Below are 19,520 nucleotides of genomic sequence, written 5' to 3'. Positions count from 1 at the left end.
TCCACGGCCCCGCGTCACAGCGCGCGGGAGACGACCAGTCGTTGGATCTGGTTGGTGCCTTCGACGATCTGCAGGAGCTTGGCCTCGCGCATCCACCGCTCGACCGGGTGATCGGCCACGTAACCCGCGCCGCCGAGCACCTGCACCGCGTCGGTGGTGACCCTCATCGCCATGTCGGTGGCGAACAGCTTGGCCTTGGCGGCCTCCACGGAGAACGGCCGGCCGGTGTCCCTCAGCCGGGCCGCGTGCAGCACGAGCGCCCGCGCCGCCGACACCGCGGTGGCCATGTCCGCGAGCAGGAAACCGATGCCCTGGAAGGAGATGATCGGCTGACCGAACTGCCGCCGCTGCCTGGCGTAGTCCACGGCGTAGTCCAGCGCCGCCTGCGCGAGCCCGACCGCGCACGCGCCGATGGCGAGCCGGCCGCAGTCCAGCGCGTCCATGGCGATCAGGAAACCCTTGCCGGGCCGCCCGATCAGCCGGTCGCCCGGCACCCGGGCGTGGTCGAAGACGACCTGGGCGGTGGGCGAGGAGGACACGCCCATCTTCTTCTCCGGCCGCTGCGGCAGCACGCCCGCGGTGTCGGCGTCCACCAGCAGGCACGACAGGCCGCGTGCGCCCGGACCGCCGGTGCGCGCGTACACGGCGTAGTAGTCGGCGATGCCGCCGTGCGTGACCCACGCCTTCGTCCCGCGCAGGACGTAGTCGTCGCCGTCGCGGGTCGCGGTGGTGGCGATCGACGCGAGGTCCGAGCCGGCTTCGTGCTCCGACAGGCAGTTCGCGCCGAGCAGTTCGCCGCCGAGCAGGTCCGGCAGGTGCTGCTTGCGCTGCACGTCGGTGCCGAAGTGGGCGATCCCGTGGCACGACAGGGTGTGCACGTTCAGCGCCTCGGCCACGGCCAGCCACCGGCTCGCGATCAGCTCCACCACGTGCAGGTAGACCTCGTACGGCTGGCCGCCGCCGCCGTGCTCCTGCGGGTAGGGCAGGCCGAACAGCCCGGCCCGCGCCAGCGTGCGCACGGCCTCGCGCGGGAACTCGCCGCGCGCCTCGAAGTCGGCGACGCGCGGCGCGAGTTCCCCGTCGGCGATCTCCTCGACGAGCCCGATCAGGTCGACCGCGTCCTCGGTCGGCAGCAGGCGGTGCACCTTCACGGCACCCTCACCTCCTCGGCGCACAGGCGTTCCAGCACGACGGCCACGCCGTCGTCGTCGCAGTCGGGCGCGACCTCGTCGGCCAGGGGGTGCAGCGCGGGGTCGGCGTTGGCCATGACCACGCCGTGCCCGGCCCAGCGGATCATGTCGAGGTCGGCCGCGGTGTCGCCGAACGCGACCACGTCACGCGCGCTCAGGCCGCGTCGCCGCGCCAGCTCGGCCAGCGTGCCGACCTTGGTCGCGCCCGGCGCGACGAGGTCCACGAAACCCGGCCCCACGTGGGCGATGTCGACCAGCCCGCGCACCGCCTCGGCGAGCCCCGCCGGGACCGTGCCGTCGAGGTCGCCGCCCGCGAGCCACATCTTCAGCACGGGTCCGTCGATGGCCGTCGGGTCGCCGAAGAACGACTCGCCGAGCAGCAGCGGCGGCGGGTAGCCGTGCTGGTAGCCGACCGGTCCGGCGGGCAGCACCCAGCCCAGGTGCAGCCGGGGGAACGCGGCCCGGAGCCGGCGCGCCGCGGTGGCCGCCGCCTCCGCGGGGATCGCGGCGCTCCAGGTGACCTCGCAGGAGGGCAGCGCGCACACCGCCGAGCCCACGCAGCAGATGGCCTCGCCCTCCAGGCCCAGGCGGACGGCGTAGTCGCGCACGGCGGCCGGGTGGCGGGCGGTGACGAACACGACCTCCGTGCCGGCCTCGCGGAGCGCCGCCAGGGCCCGCTCGTTGCGCGGGGACAACGTGTAGTCGCGGCGCAGCAGCGTGCCGTCCAGGTCGATCGCGGCGAGCCGGTGGCGGGGGCTCACCGGGCGCTCCGCGCGGCCGGCTCGAAGACCTGCCCGACCGGCACGTCCGGCGCGTCCACCGCGACGTGCAGCACCCGGGCGATGTCGTCCAGGAACTCCGCCGCCCACGCCGGGCCGTAGCGGTCGCTGCGGTAGCGCAGTTCCAGCTCGACGCCGTTCGGCCGGCGGTACCCCAGCACCCGCAGCCCGCCGCGCGGCACCTCGGGCATGGGGATGGCGATCGGCCGCACGTCCAGGCCGGGCACCCGCGGCAGCTCCTGGCTGGAGTCCTCGACCAGGTCGAAGTCGAAGTTGAGGTAGGAGGGCAGCGACGCCGGGTCGCGGTAACGCGCGCCGTACTGCGGGTGGCGCAGCTCGCGCATGATCAGCGAGTGCGGGATGCGCTGGTGGCGCATGGCCTCCCACAGCGTCCGGGCCTCGCGCCCCGCCAGCTCGCGGAACGGGGTCGCGCTGTCGAACGCGGTGCGGAACGTCGCGACGGTGGCCAGGTAGCCCACCACCCGCTGGGTGTCGGGGCGCGTGCGGTTGGCCAGCGAGCCGAACGTGGCCACGTCACCGGCCTCGGCGTCGCCCATCGTGGCCCGCCGGCGCCGCCACATGGCCGCCTTCACCGCCGCCGACACCAGCACGACGAGACTGGTGCCCAGGTCGGCGGCCAGCCCGGTGAGGCGGTCCACCGCGGGCCGGTCGAGCAGCGTGCGGAGCTTGACCAGCCGCGGCGCGCCGCCGGGCTCGCCCGCCGGGTCGGTCAGCCCCGAGGACGGGATGGGGTCGATGCCCGCGAGCTTGCGCCGCCAGTACCCCACCTGCCGCTCCAGCGCCGCGCCGCTGAGCTGCGCCCGTTCCCACGCCACGAAGTCCGGGTACTGCACGGGCAGCCCGGGCAGGTCCGGCGTGGCGCCGGCGGCCCGCGCGCGGTAGATCAGCAGCAGCTCCTCCAGCACCAGGCGGACCGACCAGGCGTCGGTGACGACGTGGTCGATCGTCACGCACAGCACGTGCCGGTCGGGCTCGACCTCGGCCAGCAGCGTGCGGCACAGCGGCCCCGCGGCCAGGTCGAACGGCGCGCAGGCGTCCTCGGCCAGCAGCGCGAGCGCGCGGTCCAGCCGCTGCTCCGGGTCGCCGCCGTCCACCCGGACGTGGCGCAGGGCGGGCAGCCGCGGCAGCAGCGCGGCCCGGAGCACCTCCTCGTCCGGGAACGTCAGCCGCAGCGCCTCGTGCCGGTCGGTCAGCTCCGCGAGCGCGCGGTCCAGCAGCGCGGTGTCGAGCGGCCCGTCGAACAGCAGGCCGATCGCGATCTTGTTGTTGACGAACTGCACGTGCCGCCCGGTGGTCAGCCGCTCCTCCTGGGTGAACGACACCGGCAGGGGGCGGTCGCGGGGGATCGTCGGGATGGTGCTCATGGCGCTCTCATTCCTTCGACGGGGTGGAGGAGGTGGACGCGCGGCGGCGGACCGGACGCGGCGACCGCGACCTCGGCCCCCGCGTACGGGGGCAGCAGCCGCCAGTGCAGGTCGCGCCACGCGCCGCGTCGGCGGCCGGGGCGGACCGCCACCCGGCCGGGCCGGAACCGGACGCCCTCGCCGACGGCCTTCAGGCACGCCTCCTGCACCACCCACACGGCGGTGAACACGCGGGCGCGCTCGGCCGGGGCCAGCGCGGCCACGGCCGCCACGTCCTCGGCCCGGCAGCACCGGGCGAGCAGTCCCGGCGTGGGCACGACGTGCTCCTGCACGTCGACGCCCACCTCGCGGGCCGGCGCGACGGCGGCCGCGAGCACCCGCGTGCCGTGCGACACGCTGACGCCCACGTCGCCGTCCAGCACCGGTTTGCCGGTGGCCGTGACGCCGATGGCGGCGTGCGCGGTCGGCGGGCCGAGGACCCGGTCGAGCAGCCAGCGCAGCAGGGCGCGGCCCTCCAGGTACTCCGCCGCCCGGCGCTCGGGCAGGTCCGTCGCCCGCGCCCGGTCGGCCGCGGTGGCGTACCGGCCGGGGTCGGGTCCGCGCCCGCGCCGGGCGAGCGTGACGACGACGTCGTCCCCGGTCACCGGGTCGGCCAGCGCGTGGTCTCCGGCCAGACCCGGCCGACGCGGCGCACCGCGTAGTCCCAGTAGGACCGCACGGACAGGTCGGCGTAGATGAAGTCCTGCTTGAGCTTCACGTCCGCGTCGGTGGACCACTCGTACTTGCCCGCGGCGCCCTCGGCCAGGAGCTGCAACCGGCACGCCCGTTCCAGGACCTGGGCGAAGATCGCCGCGTGCCGCACGCTCTTGCCCACCACCACGCCGCCGTGGTTGCGCAGGAACACGCCGTTGCCGCCGGCCAGCACCGCGGCGATGGCGTCGCCGGTCTCGATGTCCAGCACGGTGTTGCTGGTCGTGGTGAACACGCCGGTGCGCTCGGCGAAGTACGCCCCGTCGTGCGAGATCGGGCGCAGCACGAGGTCCGTCGCGCCGAAGACCAGCGTGTGCGGCGCGTGGCTGTGCACGATCGCGTTCACGTCCGGGCGGGCGCGGTAGATCGCCTGGTGCAGCGGCAGTTCGGGCGGCGCCAGCTTCGGCGCGGGCGCGGTGTGGTCCACCGCCGCGACCACGACCTCGTCCGGGGTCGCCTCGTCGAAGCCGACCAGCGCGTTCTTGATGACGAACGTGTCCTCGCCGGGCAGCCGCGCGGAGATCTGCCCCTGGTTGAAGTCGTCGTGCCCGTCGAGCGAGAGCATGCGCGCGCCCTGCGCCAACTGGGTGATGAGCCGGCGCAGCGCCGGCCTGTGCTCGGACATCTAGGCCCCCGGTGTGCCGATCAGGTCGTCGTACATCTCCTGCGTGTCGTAGAGCCCCGGTTCCCGCGCGGACAGCCACACGGCCGCGCGTGCCGCACCCGTCGCGGCGGCGTCGAAGGAGCCGACGTGGTGCCGCACGCTCAGGGTCTCGGACTCCCAGGTCCAGGTGATCTCGTGCTCGCTGACGGGCAGGCCCGTCCGCGTCGAGCTGAGGTCGTCCGGTTCGTGCCCGGTGGCGGCCGACCACTCCCGCGCGAGCGCGACGGCGGTGGCGCTCGGCCGGTGCGCCTTGGTGGTCGGGTGCCGTTCCCAGACGCTGGTCTGCGGCTGCGCGGGCAGGATGGCGGCCAGGTGGGTGATGAGCCGGCGTTGCAGGTGGTGGCCGACCGCGAGGTTCGTCGCCCGCAGCACCGGCACGGCGGTGGCGAGGTCGGCGAGCGCGGCCCACTGCGCGTCGGCGAGGTTGGACACGCACTCCACCAGCGCCGCGCCGTGGTCGCGGCAGTAGGCGACCACGAGGTCGTGCGCGGCGGGCGCGGCGGCGTCCACCACCACGTCCGCGACACCGTCGCCGTGCCGCCCGCCGCCGGACGCCTGCCAGGCCACCGGCAGCCCCAGGTCCCGGCACCGGCGCAGCACCGCGCCGCCGAGCCGGCCCGCGCCGACCACGCCGACCCGGGGCAGGCCGTCACGCATCGACGCTGTCCTCGCTGTCCGCGCTCTCCCGGATGAGGTCCACCAGCGAGTCGACGGTGGCGAACCGCTCCGGGTCGGCCTCGGGGTCGACGTAGACGCCCAGTTCGTTCTCGATGGCGTCGATCAACCGCATGTAGGACAACGACGAGTAGTTCAGCGCGCGCAGCGAGCCGTCCGCCCGGGCCAGGTCGTCCTCGGCGATCACGCCGTCGCCGCTGCTCACGATCAGCCGCACGAGGTCGGCGCGCAGCGTGGTGCTGTCGGGGTGCATGGGGTGGTCTCCTTGTGTCCGTGGTTCACAGCCCGCGCAGCGCGGTGAGCGACGGCTTGCCGATGGAGTTCGCGGGGATCCGGTCGAGCAGGTGGATGCGCGCGGGCACCTTGTAGGCGGCCAGCCGGGCGGCGCAGTGCGCGCGCAACGCGGCCGCGTCGAGCCCGCCGTCCCGGACGACGGCGGCGACCACGAGCGGGTCGCCGTGCTGGTCGGCGTCCTCGAACACCACGACGTCGCGGACGCCCGACGCGGTGCGCAGCACCTCGGCCACCTCGACCGGGTCCACCTTGCGCCCGCCGATGTTGATCATGCGGTTGGACCGGCCGGTCAGCACCAGCGCGCCCGCGGCCAGGTAGCCCTCGTCACCGGTGCGGTACCGGCCCTCCGCGTCGACCCGGTCCTCGAACACGCCCGGCGCGTTGAGGTAGCGCGAGCCCATCGACTCGCTGCGCACGGTGATCGGGCCGGGTCGCCCGGCCACGCCCGCGCGCAGGTCGACGCCGGGCAGCGGCGCGCCCAGGCCCTCGGTGCGGGCGGGGTCCGCGGCGAACGTCAGCGGCCCGGTCTCGGCGATGCCGTAGTAGTTGCTGATCGCGATCCCGGTCAGCTCGGCGAACGCCCGCTTGGTGTCCTCCCGCAGCGGCGCGCCCGAGGACACCGCCACCCGCACGCTCGCGGGCGCCGGCGACGACCTCCCGCGCCGCACCACCGACTCGTACAGCGCTGGGAAGCCGACCAGCCGGGTGGCGTCGGTGCGCGCCAGGTCGCGCTCGACCCGGGCCGCCGTCGGCAGGCCCCGGCTCAGGTGCAGGGACGCGCCGACCAGGAACGTGGCCAGCAGCGAGGTGTTGAACGCCAAGCCGTTGGACAGCGCGGCGTAGCAGGCGATGCGGTCCTCGGCGCGCAGGCCGGTGCCCGCCGCCCAGTTGGCCGCCGCGCGGTGCACCGCCCGCCCCGCGAACTCGATGCAGTTGGGCTTGCCGGTCGAACCGGACGTGAAGCGGCAGACCTCGGTGTCGGGCAGGAGGTCGAAGCGCCGCCCGGCGACCGGCAACGCGGTCACCGCCAACCCGCCGCCGGGCACGTCGAGCGCCCGACCGCCCAGCGCGCCCAGGTCGCGCTCGTCGTGGACGAGCAGGTCGAGCGAGCAGTCGTCGGCGATGCCCGCCAACTCGCCCGCGGTGAACGCGGCGTCGACCAGGAACGGCACGCCACCCATCCGCAGCACGCCCAGGTAGGCCGCCACGTAGGCGGCGGAGTTCCCGGCGACCACCCCGACCCGCGGCCGGCCGGACGACGGAGGCCGTGCCGCGTCGAGCGCGGTGGCGAACGCGTCGGCCGCGGCCAGCAGCCCCGCGCCCGTGAGCCGGGTGGTCGGGTCGGTGACCGCGACCCGGTCGCGGTGCTCGCGCAGGTGCTCGGTGACGATCTCGGTCAGCACGGCGTCCCCCTCAGCGCTCGTGGTGGGCGTGTCCGGCGGCGGGTGTCGGCACGGTGTCCCGCTCGGTGATCCGCGTCGGGCGGTGGCGTGGCGTCCCGCTCGGTGGTCCGCGTCGGGTGGCGGCGTGGCGTCCCGCTCGGTGGTCCGTGTCGGGCGGTGGTCGGCAGGGCGGCCCCTTCGGCGGTCGTGGTGGGCGGCACGGCGTTCCCCCTCAGCGCTCGTCGTGGGCGTAGGCGAGGTGCGCGCGGTCCCACTTGGCGCCGGTGTCCACGCCCGCGCCCAGCGCGACCAGGTAGAGCACCTCGTGGTCGCCGGGCAGCCGCGCGATCCGCCGCCACCGGCGCGCGTCGAACCCGCCTACCGCGGTCACGCCCAACCCCGCCTCGGTGGCCCCCAGGTACAGCAGCTGCCCGACCGCGCCCGCGCGGAAGATCAGCTCGCGCAGCCGGTGCGGGTACCGGCCGACCACCTCGTCGCGCGGCGCGTGGGCGACGACGAACGCCGCCGCGTCCCGCAGGTGGTCCTGGTGCATGCACGCCCGCGCGAGGTCGTCGGGTCGGACCGGCTCGTCCGGGCCGACCGCGCCGCCGCCGGTCAGGCGCGTCACGGCGGGCGGCCGGCCGGCGACGGACCGGGTGACCAGCGACAGGTGGAAGTCCGGGTCCGGCCGCAGGTCGGTGGCGTGCCGGGTGTCCAGCGCGGACAGGGCACGCCCCAGCACCTCCGCCGGCACCTCGACCGGGAGGAACCTCTTGGCGGACGCACGCACCGCCGACAGCTCGCGCCATCGGAGAGCCGGCCGGGCCGTCGCGCCGGCCACCCCGGCGATCGGGCCGCTGACCACGGCCCGGGTCGCCTGCGCCCCGTCGGCCGGGTCCAGCGAGTCCCAGCAGGCCAGCTCCAGCCAGGTGACGTCGAGGTCGGGCGGCGGCGAGGAGTGGACGTCGCGCCCCGACCAGCCCTCGCCGGGGACCGGGTCGCGGCCCGGTCCGACGGCCACCACCGAGTGCACCTCGCGGCAGCGGCCGGCGAGGCCGAGCGCGTCGAGCAGCGGGTCGCGGTCGAACCGCAGCCGCAACTCGGCCGGCAGCCCCGCCGCCGACGACACGCACAGCAGGTTCGTCGCCACGTGCGCCGCGTCGAGCTGGGCGTAGAGGTACCCGCGGTCGCCGTACTTGCGCATCGACAGCCACGGCCTGCTCACCACGAAGACCAGCGCGCCGCCGGGGTCGGGCACCGCGAGCCCGGCGCGTTCGCACGACCACGCGGCCGACTCGCCCGGCAGCCGGTGCGCCAGCCGGCGCACCGGGTCGACGTGCAGCACGTGCGGCGCGCCCGCGCGGTCCCGGTCGCCGGTGACGACCCGGAACTCGTACGGGTACAACGCGCCCGCCGACGGCACGGCGCGCGGCCCGCCGCGCTTCACCGCGCCGACCGCCGTGAACGCCGCGTCGACGAGCCCGAGCGCCAGCCGGATCCCGGGCGCGGTCAACGGGAAGCCGTCGGGGTGGCCGTCCGGCGACGTGATCGACATCCGGTCCCACAGGCGCGCGGGCACGACCTGGCGCTCCGCTTCGCCGGACAAGAGCACGCCACCGCGTCGCATCCGCTTCCCCCAGTCGTCCACGCCGGTCCGAATACGACGACGGTGGCAACCGGTGGTCCACGGCCGGTCCACAGCCGGTCCACGGTGGTGGCCGCGCGGTACACGACCATGATTGGTTGAACCATTCGGAGGAGTGCCTTCTCCGGGGTTGCCCCTACTCTCGATTACCGGGGAGACACGAGCGGTTACGGAGGGTCCCGTGCTGTTCCGGGTGCTGGGGGGCGTCGAGGTCGTGTTGCCGGACGGCCGCGAACTGGCCGTCCGGTCCGCGAAGCAACGCAGGCTGCTGACCGTGCTGCTGATGAACGCCAACCACTGGGTGTCGGTGGACAAGCTCGTCGACGTGCTGTGGGACGACGAACCGCCCCGGTCGGCGGTGGGCAACATGAAGACCTACGTGTGGAAGCTGCGCACCGCGTTGGCCGACGGGCGGATCAGCAGCGGCGCCAACGGCTACCGCATCGACGTGGCGCGGGACGAGCTGGACCTGTTCCGCTTCGAGGACGACGTGCGGCTCGGGCACCAGGCGGCGGCGGCCCGCGACTGGCCGCTCGCCGAACGGCTCACCTCGGCCGCGATCGCGTTGTGGCGCGGTGAGCCGTTCGCGGAGCTGGAGACGCCGGACGTCCGGGCGTTCCGGACCCGGCTGGGCGAACTCCGGCTGACCGCGCAGGAGGACCGCTTCCGCGCGCACCTCGCGCTCGGGTCGCACGACGACGCGAGCGCCGAGCTGCAGGCGCTCGTGGCGGCGCACCCGTTGCGGGAGCGGCTGCGGGGCCTGCTGATGCTGGCGCTGTACCGGTGCGGGCGGCAGGCCGAGGCGTTGGCCGTGTACCAGGACTTCCGCGCCGTGCTGGACCGGGAACTCGGCCTGGAGCCGGGGGAGGAGCTGACCCGGCTCCAGCACGACATCCTCAACCAGGCCCCGGTGCTGCGGGTGGAGCGGTCCGAGGCGGCCCGCGCGCTGCCCGGCCCCGCCGCCGAACCGCCGCCGGCGCAGTTGCCCGCCGACATCGCGAGCTTCGTCGGCCGCACCGCCGACCTGGCGCTGCTGGACGAGGGGCTGTCCGACGGGGTCGCGTCCACGTGGGTGATCAGCGGACCGCCGGGCGTGGGCAAGTCGGCGCTCGCCGTGCACTGGGCGCACCGCGTGCGGGACCGGTTCCCGGACGGCCAGCTGTACCTCGACCTGCGCGGCCACGCCGGCGATCCGGCGGTGGGCACGGGTGACGCGTTGAGCCGGTTGCTGCGCTCCCTGGGCACGCCGCCCGACCGGGTGCCGTCCGACCCGGCGGAGCGCGCGGGCGCGTTCCGGTCGGCGCTGGCCCACCGGCGGGTGCTGATCGTGCTGGACAACGCGCACGACTCGGCCCAGGTCCGCGCGCTGCTGCCGGGGCACCAGGGCTGCCTGGTCCTGGTGACCAGCCGCAACGAGCTGCGCGGCCTGGTCGCGCTCGACGACGCCCGCTCGTTGCCGGTCGGTGTGCTGGGGGAGGAGGAGGCGGTCCACCTGCTGCGGCGGATGCTCGGGGCGCGTCGGGTGGACCGGGAGCCCGCCGACGCGCGTCGGCTGTGCGCCCTGTGCGGCCACCTGCCGCTCGCGATCCGGATTGCCGCCGCGACCCTGTCCGCCCGGCCGCACCAGGGGATCGGCGGGCTGGCCGACCGGTTGGCGGCGGGCGACCCGTTGACCGCGCTGGCCGTCGGCGCGGAACCCGACATGACCGTCCGCGCGGCGTTCGACCAGTCGTACACGGCGTTGCCGGTGGGCGCGCGGGCGTTGTTCCGGCGGCTGGCCTTGTTGCCGGGCGCGGACTTCTCGGCCGAGGTGGTGGTCGTGCTGTCGGACGACGACCAGGACACGGTGGACGCGCTGGACGTGTTGTGCGCCGAGCACCTGGTGGACCACTACGCCCCGCAGCGGTACCGGATCCACGGGTTGTTGCGCGCGTACGGGGTGGAGCGGGCCGACCACGAGGGCGGCCGGGACGAGGCGGTGGACCGGGTGCTGCGCTTCTACGTGCGCAGGGCGACCGCCGCGGTGGCGGTGGTGGCGTCGGACGCGGCGGTGGGCGGGGCGTCGCGCCCGTTCGGCCGCGGCGAGGCGTTGGAGTGGCTGGACGCCGAAGCGCCGAACCTGGTCGCCGCGGTCGCCCACGCGACCCGCCACGGCCCACCGGACCACGCCCGCCCCCTGGCGAACGCCCTCGCCACCTACTTCCGCTTCCGCAACCGCCGACCCGCCGCCTCGGACCCGACCGCCGCCGCGCTCGCCACCGCGACCCCACCGCCGGCCTGAACCCCGCTACCGCAGCGGTTCCCGCGCCGGCCTGTGTCGGAGCCCGCCTGCCGCGCCGCCCCAACCGCCGGGCTCGCCACGGCGCGTTCTCCGGGGCGAGGGCCGGAAGCCCTGCCGGTCGCAGCGCGCCTCACCCCGCCGAACTCCCCGCCGCACCAACACTTCCGGCCGTGCGGTCGGTTCACCCGCGCCACGGCGTGGGGTCGAAGTCGTCGTCGTCCTCGTCCCGGTCCCCGTCACCGCGACCCGGCGCGGGCGGTTCGCCCTCCGGTTGCTCCGGGAACGCGCGGCGGAAGCTGCCGACTACGGCGGCCACGCTTTCCGTGTCCTCGCCGACCACCTCGACCATCACCGCCTCCACCCGCGCGGCCAGTCGGGACTGCGCGCGGCGCATCGCGGCGTCCAGTTCCCGCACGATCTCCGACGGTCGCACCCCCACCAGCGAGTCCGACGCGCTCATCGCGGTGACCAGGCCGTTCTGCCCGACGGTCACCCGCACCCCGCCGTTCAACCCCTCCTCGGTCACGGAGAGCGTGCTGAGCCGCCGCTCCAGCTCCCGGTAGCGCTCGGCCGTCCCGGCGGCGCGCGCCGACCACTCCGCGATGCGCCGTTCGAGCGCGTCTTCGCCACTGGGAGACATCGGCTTCGTCCTTTCAGATGACAACCGGTACCGGGTGGAGCAACTCGTCCCGTTCCCCACCGACGCAGTGGGCCCGGTCACTATATTCACGCTCAGTCAACGGCTCGACACGTTGGGATTACACATGACGGGGAAATACGGCCTCCTGACGACCGAGCTGCAGGCGCACGTGCAACACCTGCGGGACGTGTCCGACGTGCTGGCCGAAGCGCTGTCGCTCGCCCGGGGCGCGGGCGCGCCCCCCGACGCGTTCGGCGTCCTGTTCACCTCCGTGCCCGGCGACCTCGGGCCGATGGTCGAGCAGGCCGTCGAGGCGGTGCGCGACGCCGTGGACTCGGTGTCCACCAGCACGGACCTGGTGATCGACACGATCGCCGAGTACGACGAGGTCGAGCGCGGGAACGCCGAGGCGTTCACGCCCTGAGGGGAGTCAGGTGACCGACACCGAGGCGGGCTTCCGCCTGGCCCAGGAGATCGACCGGTCCACCCGCGAGCTGGAGCAGGCCGCGTGGGCGGACCCGGGGATCAGCGTCAAGGAGGGCGCGCTGGCCGTCCTCGGCGCGATCGCGAACCCCGCCCAGGCGGCGCTGAGCGCCGGCGTCGGCTGGCTGATCGAGCACGTCGAGCCGCTGCGCGAGGCGTTGGACGAGCTGGCGGGCGACCCGGCCGCCATCGCGGCCTACGCCGACGCGTGGACCGGGATCGCCACCCGGATGACCGAGGCGCAGCAGCGGCTCGCCCAGGTCGTCGCCGCGGACACGGCGGGCTGGAGCGGCGAGGCCGCCGACGCCTACCGCGCCCGGGCGCGCGAGCAGGAGGGCGGCCTGGCCGCCGTCGCCGCGACCGCCGCCAACGTCGCCGCCGCGGTGCGCAGCGCGGGCGACGTGATCGGGTCGGTGCGCGACATGGTCCGCGACATCGTCGCCGAGTGCGTCGGCACGATCCTGTCCCGGCTGCCGATCTGGCTCGGCCTCGTCACCGCCACCGCCGGGCTGGCCCTGCCCGGCATCCTCATCGACCTGGCCATGCTGGTGGCCGAGTTCCTCCTCTGATGGCCAAGCGCAGCGTCGGCAAGACGCTCGCCGCCGCGGCCAGGTCCACCCGGACGCTCAGGTCGGCCACGAAGGCCACGGCGCAGACCGCCGGGCAGACCAAGGCGGTGCTCAAGCGGACCCGCCGGGTGCGCAGCAGCACGGGCGCGGTCGCCAAACCCGTGCCCAAGGGCAAGGTCCACCAGGTCACCATCAGCGCGAAGAAGTACCCCGAGTCGGCCAAGCACATCCGCGACGCCCAGAAAGCGGGCCACCCCAAGGTCCTCACCGTCAACCGCGCCGGCGCGAAGGCCAACCGGCGCGCGTCGTTGCGGGGCATGCCCAAGGTCAAGGGCAAGGACCTGGACGAGTACCCCTTCGCCGCGACCAAGGAGGGCGGCCGGGGCGCGAGCGTCAGACCCATCGCGCCGGGCGACAACCGGGGCTCCGGGTCGTCGATGGGGCACCAGATACGCGGCCTGCCCAACGGGGCCAAGTTCGAGGTGAAGGTCGTGCCATGAGACGGTTACACTCGGCAACCACCCGCCGGAGCGAGGAGACGCGATGCTCAGCCCGCTGGAGGACCTCCTGACCAGGGCTCAGGGCCGACTGGGGCAGGACGCGCAGGTGGACTTCGGGGTCGGCGGGGCGTTCGGCGAGCTGGCGGCGCTGCTCAGCGGCCGCAACGGGTTCACCGTGTTCGGCTCCGCGGTGCAGGTGTACCGCGCGGGCACGCCCGGCGCGGGTCCGGAACTCGGCGAGTGGAACACCGGCGAGCTGTGGAAGGACACCTTCGGGGGCCTGGCCGACGACGTGTTCTGCTTCGGCCAGGACGTGCTGGGCACGCAGTTCGGCATCCTGGGCGAGCAGGTGGTGCTGTTCGACCCGGAGACCGCCGACGTCGAGGTGATCGGCAAGAGCCTTCAGGACTGGGCGGCGTGGCTGCTGGCCGACCCGCAGACGAACGCGACCGTGGGGCTGACCGTCGACTGGGAGCGCACCCACGGCCGCCTGTCGCCCGATCAGCGCCTGGTGCCGTTGCGGTTCCTCGCCCTGGGCGGCGAGTTGGAGCTGGACAACCTCGTGGTCAAGGAGGCCGCCGAGGCGATGCGCGTCCGCGGGCCGATCGCGCAGCAGCTGCACGACCTGCCCGACGGCGCGGAGATCGACCTCAACGTGGAGTGACCGGGCGGCCCCGGCGACGGGACGCCGTCAGGACCGCACTTCGGTCACCGGCGGCGCGTGCTCGGCGAACACCGGCAGCTCGATGCGCAGCGCGGACAGCCCGCGGGCCCCGTCGAGCCGCGACTGCTGCACCGGCACGTCTATCCGCACCGGCGGGTCGTCGCGGCCGTGCGCGGCCACGCTCGCCTCGATCGCGAACGCCCGCACCAGCCGGTCCACCCGGTAGGTGCCGGGCTGGTCGCCGCGGCGCAGCAGCCCCGCCTCCAGCAGCTCCTCGGCCAGCTCGCCCCCGTCGTGCATGACCGTGTCCGGGTCGCAGCGGAACGGCAGGCGCGCGATGCGCGTCAGCAGCGTCTTGGCGGCGTCGCCGAGGTCCTGGTAGGCCGAGTTCAACGCCTCGCGCAGGGACAGGTCGCCGATGCGCAGCCAGTTCAGCGCGCCGTCGCGCTCCATGAGCTTCGCGTTGGCCCGCTGCAACGACAGGTCCGGCCGCGCGACCAGCTTGCGCAGCGCGATGGTCAGCGCCAGCGGCAGGTCGCCGCACAGCTCGGCGAGCCGGTCGCACTCCAGCGGCTCGGCCGCGGCCCGCTCGGGCACCGCCGCCGTGATCATCGCGATCGACTGCGACCGCGGCGGCACCTCCAGCCGCACGCGGCGCACGCCGTCCAGGCCCAGCAGCGGTTTCCGGCTCACCACCAGGGTCACGCTGTGCCGCGACTCGGCCAGCAGCGGCCGCACCTGGCGCTCGTCGCGGACGTTGTCCAGCAGCACCACCAGCTTGCGCTCGGCCAGCAGCGAGCGGTACAGCCCGGCGCGCTGGTCGACCGTGCCCGGCAGGAGGTCTGCGGGCACTCCCAGGGCCCGCAGGAATCCGTCGAGCACGAACCCGGCGTCCGACGCCGTGCCGGTCAGCACGCCGAGGTCGGCGTACAACTGGCCGTCGACCATGTCGGCGGCGATGCGGTGCGCGTAGTGCAGGGCGGACTCGCTCTTGCCGACGCCGACCGGTCCGGTGATCACCAGCGGGGTCGACGCGGGCTCGCGCAGCCGCTCCAGCTCCGGTCGCCGGCCGACGAAACCCCAGGGCCGCAGCGGCAGCTGGGCCGGTCGGGGCATCCCCCGGTCGGCGGGCGAGCTCCTATATCGCCCCCAGGTGGGGGCGTCGGGCGTGACGACGTTCGCCGCCTGCGCCCACCGCCGCCGCCACTCCTCCCGGTCACCGCCGCACGCCGCCACGAACCCCAGCGTGACCTGCAACGTCGGTAACCGGGTGCCGCTCGCGGCGTTGGACAGCACGGAAGGGGAGAACAGCGCCGTGCGCGCCATCTCCCGGTACGTCGGGTTGCCCGCGCACGCCCGCAACTGCCGCAGCTCGGTGGCGAACGCCGCCGCCACCCCGCCGCTCGCGTCCACGGGTTTCTCCGGTCTCGCCATGACGGAATCCCTCCCCACAGGGCCGACTACACCTTCGTCGAACGTCACTGCCGCCGATCGGACCCACGCCGAACCGGCTCGCGGTCCAGCGGTCGAACGCGGCGAACCGTCGCACGTGGTCGGGCGATCGCTCACCCGACACCACCGTGCTACGTCAGGCAGGTGCGGTGTCACGAAGCGGTCGGGCCCTCCGCTGTTGACAAGGCGGAGCGCAGCCGACCGGCTCACCGGTCAAGGGCGCGGCGCGGGCCGGTTCCGGTCACGCGAACGGTACCACCGGCGGGCGGGGCACGTCGGGACAGCGGCCGGACCGCCTCCCGGGCTGTGACGGTGGACGCCGGTGAGTCGAACCGGCGTCGGGGCACAACGTCCGCCCGGCCGGTCCGCACACCGCCGCGCGGGTCTCGCGCAGGGAGGCGAACGCGCCGGACGGGTCTTCTGCCATGGCAGTCACAGGTCTGTCTCCGTTGTCGCCGACTTCGGTGACCCTGTCGGGCCGGGCGCCCGCGGGCACCCCGTCGGCGGCTATTCCAGCCGATGACCGCATTGACCGGCAGGGTTGATCGGTCCGAACAATCAACCCGCGACGAAGGCCGCCGCTCAGATGGCGACGATCATCTCGTGGTCGGTCTCCACGATCTCCTCGGCCAGCTCGGCGAACCGGCCGGCCATGAGGTCGCGGTACGCGGGCGAGCCGGTGTGCGCGTCGTAGGCGTCCTGGTCGGCGAAGTTCCCGACCAGCATCAGGTAGTCCGGGCGCGCCGGGTCGCGGTACACCCGGAACGACAGCGTCGCGGGCTCCTGCTCCGGCCCGAGCAGGGCGAACCGCCGCACGATCTCCTCCGCCTCGGCCTGCTTGCCTGGCTTGAGCGGGATCAACAGGACTTTGGTGAGCACACCGACCTCCTGGGTGGGACGTGGATCAGCGCCGTGGCGCGACGATAGGATCGCGGAGGCGTCGGGAGGTGTCTGGTCAGATGCGGACAACCCGGCGGGACCGGAGCAAGGCCGGCGGGTCGGGTGGCGTTACCCAGGTGGCTGCGACATGACGACGTTCAGGGCAGTGGTGACGACCGGCATCTACTGCCGCCCGGAGTGCCCGGCCCGGCCCCTCGCGGAGAACGTGCGCACCTTCGAGCTGGCGGCGACGGCGGAAGCCGCCGGGTACCGGGCGTGCCTGCGCTGCCGCCCGTACCGGGCCGCCGGGGCCGTCGGTCCCGAAGCGCCCGAACTGGTGTGCCGCGCGGTGCGGCTCATCCTCGACGGCGTGCTGGACGGCGGCACCGAGGCCACCCTGGGCGCGCGGCTGGGCATGTCGCCGCGCCACCTGCGCCGGTTGTTCCACGACCACCTCGGCGTGACCCCCGACCAGCTCGCGCGGTCGCGTCGCGCGCACTTCGCCCGCCGGCTGCTCGACGACTCCGAACTCGCCGTGGCCGACGTGGCGTTCGCGTCGGGGTTCGGGAGCCTGCGGCAGTTCAACCGGGAGATGCGCCAGGTGTTCCACGCCTCGCCGAGCGAGCTGCGGCTGCGCCGGCGCCGGGCGGACCGCCTGGCCGCGGACGGCGGGCTGGCGATGCGGCTGCCGTTCCGACCGCCGTTCGACTGGGAGGGCGTGCTCGGCTACCTCGCCGCGCGGGCGGTGCCCGGCGTCGAGTCGGTGCACGACGGCGTGTACCGGCGCACCATCGGCCTGGACGGCCAGCCCGGTGTGCTGGAGGTGCACCCCGGCGAGCAGGACTCCCTGGTGCTGCGGGCGCACCTGCCGTTCTGGGAGGGGCTGATCCACGTCGTGGAGCGGGCGAGCCGGATGGTGGCCGTGGACGTGGAGACCGGTCCGGCGGTGGAGGCGCTGTCGGGCGACCCCGTCGTCGGCGCGCTGGTGGCGGCCCGGCCGGGGCTGCGCGCGCCGGGCGCCTGGGGCGAGTTCGAGGTGGCCGTGCACGCCGTCGTCGCCCAGTACGGCGACCTGCCGACGGCCCGGTCGTGGACGGGCGCGCTGGTCCGGCGGTTCGGTCCGCCCGTGCCCGGCCTGACGCACGGGCTCACGCACCTGTTCCCGTCGGCCGAGGTGCTGGCCGGCGCGGACCTCGCGGAGGCAGGGCTGCCCGCCCGCGCCGCCGACGCCGTCCGACGGCTGGCGCGGCACGTGGCGGCGGGCGACGTGGTGCTGGACGGCGGCGCGGCGACGGCCGACCTGGTGAGCGGCCTGACGGCGGTCGAGGGGATCGGCGAGGGCGCGGCCGAGCAGATCGCGCTGCGGCTGGGCCACCGGGACGCCTTCCCCGCCGCCGACCCGTTCGTCGGGCGGGCGTTGCGCAACCTCGGCGTCACCGACCCGGCCCCGGTCGCCGACGGGTGGTGGCCGTGGCGCGCGATCGTGGCGGCCCACCTGACCGCGCACGGTTCGGCGCTGGTGCGCGGGTGACCTCTGCCGGGGTGCGTTCGGCCGCGGTGGGTTGGGTGCTGGTGGGCGGGTGACCTCTGCCGGGGTGCGTTCGGTCGCGGTGGGTTGGGCGCTGGTGCGCGGTTGACCGGCGTCGTGGCGCGGCCGGCCGCGTTCGGGTTCGGGTTCGGCAATTGTGAACAAGAAACCCTTGCCGCGATGTATCCGCTGTTCGCCGTTCGGCGTCCATGGCCGCTGACCTCGACGTTCACCCCCGACATCGGCTCCGCGCACAGCCCGTCCGCTTGACGGCGCAACGGTTTTCCGGCGTTGTCCGCGCGGGTTGATTGTCTGGTCTGGACAACGCTTCCGGTCAACGGGCGGGGTGTCTTGAATCGGAATCGCACCAGCGCAGTCGAGGGGAAGCGAGCGAATGACAGCCACACCTGTTGAGACCGCCACGGACGGGGCGTCCGCGCACCCGGTGGCGCCGACCGCGGCCGAGATCCTGGCCCGCGCCAAGGCCGTCGCGCCGCTGCTGCGCGAACGCGCGGCCGAGGTCGAGCGCGAGCGCCGCCTGCCCGCCGACGTCGTGGAGCTGCTGCGGGGCACCGGCGTGTTCCGGATGGGGTTCAGCCGCCGGTGGGGCGGTCCCGAGCTGAACTCCGTCGAGCAGACCGAGGTGATCGAGGCCCTGTCCTACGGTGACGCCGCCGCCGGGTGGTGCGCGATGATCGGCTCCGACTCCGGCCTCTACGCCCAGTTCCTGGACGAGACGGTCGCCAAGGAGATGTTCACCAGCCTGGACATGGTGACCGCGGGCCTGCTGTTCCCGACCGGTCGCGCCGAGCTGGTGCCCGGCGGCTACCGGCTCACCGGGCGCTGGCAGTTCGGCAGCGGCATCACGCACGCCGACTGGGTGATCTCCGGCGCGTTCATCTACCGCGACGGCAAGCCCGAGCCCGGCGAGGACGGCGACCCGCACGACTCCAAGCTGTTCATCGTGCCCCGCTCGGACGTCGAGGTGATCGACACCTGGCAGACCACGGGCCTCGCGGGCAGCGGCAGCTGGGACTACTCGATCACCGACGTGTTCGTGCCCGAGGGCCGCACCGTCACCTTCGACACCGTGCGCAACGGCGAAGGCCCCCTGGCCCAGCCCGAGGTGCACATGCGCAACATGCCGGGCGTGGCGCTCGGCGTCGCCCGCGCCGCGCTGGACTACGTCCGCGACATCGCGGTCACCAAGGTGAGCCCGGTGACCGGCGCGATGTCCGACGACTACCGCACCCAGGTGACCATCGCCGACTGCGAGGCGGACTACGCCGCCACCAGGCACGCGGTGTACGGGGCCCTGCGCCGCCAGCACGAGGTGCTGGCCGCCGGCGGCACCCTCGACGACCTCACCGCCGACGAGCGGGCCGCGCTCCCGCTGTCGCGCAGGCACGCCTTCCGCACGGCGCGGTCGATCGTGGCGCGGCTGTACGACCTGCTGCAGACCACGTCGATCTACCAGCGGTCCCCGATGGACCGGTGGCTGCGGGACACCAACACGATGTGCCAGCACGTGGTGGCGCAGGACCGCATCGCGCAGTCCGCGGGCGCCTACCTGCTGGGCGGCAAGCCGTCGTTCGCCCTGTCGCTCGGCGTCATCGGCTCCGGCGGCCGCGACCGGAAGAGCTGACCGCCCCGAGAACCCCCGGCCGACGACCGTCCACACGGGAGTCAGGCACGGCGGCCCGCGCAGCGGCCGCCCGAGTAACCGACCCGTTTTGAGACCGACCTAGTAGTCAGGTGGG

Annotated in this window: 20 protein-coding genes; 8 read left to right on the top strand and 12 right to left on the bottom strand. The window is 74.8% G+C overall.

The window, feature by feature from the left end; all coding sequences use genetic code 11:
• Positions 1-14 precede the first annotated feature (14 nt).
• The 9 genes from ACWEFJ_RS16280 to ACWEFJ_RS16240 form a co-directional block, all read right to left on the bottom strand.
• Positions 15-1,151: an acyl-CoA dehydrogenase family protein gene (locus ACWEFJ_RS16280; protein ID WP_449714184.1), complete on the bottom strand. Its 1,137-nt coding sequence runs from the start codon at positions 1,149-1,151 to the stop codon at positions 15-17.
• Positions 1,148-1,951 carry an HAD family hydrolase gene (locus tag ACWEFJ_RS16275; protein ID WP_449714183.1) on the bottom strand — a complete coding sequence of 268 codons (804 nt, stop codon included), beginning with the start codon at positions 1,949-1,951 and terminating at the stop codon, positions 1,148-1,150. Before ACWEFJ_RS16275 ends, ACWEFJ_RS16280 begins: the two co-directional genes overlap by 4 nt.
• On the bottom strand, positions 1,948-3,354 hold the full coding sequence (locus ACWEFJ_RS16270) for a condensation domain-containing protein (RefSeq protein WP_449714182.1): 1,407 nt from the start codon (positions 3,352-3,354) through the stop codon (positions 1,948-1,950). The genes ACWEFJ_RS16275 and ACWEFJ_RS16270 overlap by 4 nt, the downstream gene beginning before the upstream one ends.
• Positions 3,351-3,998, bottom strand: a complete 648-nt coding sequence (locus ACWEFJ_RS16265) for a 4'-phosphopantetheinyl transferase family protein (RefSeq protein ID WP_378090087.1) — start codon at positions 3,996-3,998, stop codon at positions 3,351-3,353. Before ACWEFJ_RS16265 ends, ACWEFJ_RS16270 begins: the two co-directional genes overlap by 4 nt.
• Positions 3,995-4,729, bottom strand: coding sequence for a class II aldolase/adducin family protein (locus ACWEFJ_RS16260; protein WP_378090089.1), 735 nt, complete (start codon positions 4,727-4,729; stop codon positions 3,995-3,997). The genes ACWEFJ_RS16265 and ACWEFJ_RS16260 overlap by 4 nt, the downstream gene beginning before the upstream one ends.
• Complete coding sequence (locus ACWEFJ_RS16255; protein ID WP_449714181.1) at positions 4,730-5,425, bottom strand: dihydrodipicolinate reductase C-terminal domain-containing protein; 696 nt, start codon at positions 5,423-5,425, stop codon at positions 4,730-4,732.
• On the bottom strand, positions 5,418-5,696 hold the full coding sequence (locus tag ACWEFJ_RS16250) for a phosphopantetheine-binding protein (protein ID WP_449714180.1): 279 nt from the start codon (positions 5,694-5,696) through the stop codon (positions 5,418-5,420). The genes ACWEFJ_RS16255 and ACWEFJ_RS16250 overlap by 8 nt, the downstream gene beginning before the upstream one ends.
• A 25-nt stretch (positions 5,697-5,721) precedes the next feature.
• Complete coding sequence (locus ACWEFJ_RS16245; protein WP_449714179.1) at positions 5,722-7,140, bottom strand: class I adenylate-forming enzyme family protein; 1,419 nt, start codon at positions 7,138-7,140, stop codon at positions 5,722-5,724.
• 211 nt (positions 7,141-7,351) lie between these two features.
• Positions 7,352-8,767 carry a nitroreductase family protein gene (locus tag ACWEFJ_RS16240; RefSeq protein WP_449714178.1) on the bottom strand — a complete coding sequence of 472 codons (1,416 nt, stop codon included), beginning with the start codon at positions 8,765-8,767 and terminating at the stop codon, positions 7,352-7,354.
• A 178-nt stretch (positions 8,768-8,945) separates the two neighbouring features.
• On the opposite strand from ACWEFJ_RS16240, the gene ACWEFJ_RS16235 reads away from it, so the two are divergent.
• A complete protein-coding gene (locus ACWEFJ_RS16235) occupies positions 8,946-11,045 on the top strand; it encodes a BTAD domain-containing putative transcriptional regulator (protein ID WP_449714177.1) in 2,100 nt (699 codons plus the stop codon).
• Between the two features lie 181 nt (positions 11,046-11,226).
• Here the strand turns inward: ACWEFJ_RS16235 and ACWEFJ_RS16230 are convergent, their stop codons facing one another.
• Positions 11,227-11,685 carry a YbaB/EbfC family nucleoid-associated protein gene (locus ACWEFJ_RS16230; protein WP_449714176.1) on the bottom strand — a complete coding sequence of 153 codons (459 nt, stop codon included), beginning with the start codon at positions 11,683-11,685 and terminating at the stop codon, positions 11,227-11,229.
• Between the two features lie 124 nt (positions 11,686-11,809).
• Between ACWEFJ_RS16230 and ACWEFJ_RS16225 the strand changes: the two genes are divergently transcribed.
• From ACWEFJ_RS16225 to ACWEFJ_RS16210, 4 genes are read left to right on the top strand one after another with little or no spacing between them, the layout of a single operon-like run.
• Entirely contained in the window at positions 11,810-12,109 is a 300-nt protein-coding gene (locus ACWEFJ_RS16225; RefSeq protein ID WP_378094638.1) for a hypothetical protein, read from the top strand.
• A gap of 10 nt (positions 12,110-12,119) precedes the next feature.
• Positions 12,120-12,737: a WXG100-like domain-containing protein gene (locus ACWEFJ_RS16220; RefSeq protein ID WP_449714175.1), complete on the top strand. Its 618-nt coding sequence runs from the start codon at positions 12,120-12,122 to the stop codon at positions 12,735-12,737.
• The gene (locus ACWEFJ_RS16215) at positions 12,737-13,237 is read left to right on the top strand and encodes a NucA/NucB deoxyribonuclease domain-containing protein (protein ID WP_378094642.1); all 501 of its coding nucleotides are present in this window, start codon (positions 12,737-12,739) and stop codon (positions 13,235-13,237) included. Before ACWEFJ_RS16220 ends, ACWEFJ_RS16215 begins: the two co-directional genes overlap by 1 nt.
• Before the next feature lie 43 nt (positions 13,238-13,280).
• A complete protein-coding gene (locus ACWEFJ_RS16210; RefSeq protein WP_449714174.1) occupies positions 13,281-13,901 on the top strand; it encodes an SMI1/KNR4 family protein in 621 nt (206 codons plus the stop codon).
• A gap of 27 nt (positions 13,902-13,928) precedes the next feature.
• On the opposite strand, the gene ACWEFJ_RS16205 is transcribed toward ACWEFJ_RS16210, so the two are convergent.
• Positions 13,929-15,335 carry an NB-ARC domain-containing protein gene (locus ACWEFJ_RS16205; RefSeq protein ID WP_378094646.1) on the bottom strand — a complete coding sequence of 469 codons (1,407 nt, stop codon included), beginning with the start codon at positions 15,333-15,335 and terminating at the stop codon, positions 13,929-13,931.
• A 600-nt stretch (positions 15,336-15,935) separates the two neighbouring features.
• Positions 15,936-16,232: a putative quinol monooxygenase gene (locus tag ACWEFJ_RS16200; RefSeq protein WP_378094648.1), complete on the bottom strand. Its 297-nt coding sequence runs from the start codon at positions 16,230-16,232 to the stop codon at positions 15,936-15,938.
• Positions 16,233-16,380: 148 nt separating this feature from the next.
• On the opposite strand from ACWEFJ_RS16200, the gene ACWEFJ_RS16195 reads away from it, so the two are divergent.
• The 3 genes from ACWEFJ_RS16195 (at position 16,381) to ACWEFJ_RS16185 (ending at position 19,405) form a co-directional block, all read left to right on the top strand.
• The gene (locus ACWEFJ_RS16195; RefSeq protein WP_449714173.1) at positions 16,381-17,763 is read left to right on the top strand and encodes a DNA-3-methyladenine glycosylase 2 family protein; all 1,383 of its coding nucleotides are present in this window, start codon (positions 16,381-16,383) and stop codon (positions 17,761-17,763) included.
• A gap of 102 nt (positions 17,764-17,865) precedes the next feature.
• Entirely contained in the window at positions 17,866-18,030 is a 165-nt protein-coding gene (locus ACWEFJ_RS16190; protein ID WP_449714172.1) for a hypothetical protein, read from the top strand.
• 124 nt (positions 18,031-18,154) lie between these two features.
• Positions 18,155-19,405 carry an acyl-CoA dehydrogenase family protein gene (locus tag ACWEFJ_RS16185; protein WP_378094654.1) on the top strand — a complete coding sequence of 417 codons (1,251 nt, stop codon included), beginning with the start codon at positions 18,155-18,157 and terminating at the stop codon, positions 19,403-19,405.
• The last annotated feature ends 115 nt before the right edge of the window (positions 19,406-19,520 follow it).

It is taken from the genome of Actinosynnema sp. NPDC004786 (assembly GCF_053601135.1).
This window is presented reverse-complemented; position numbering and strand designations above follow the sequence as displayed.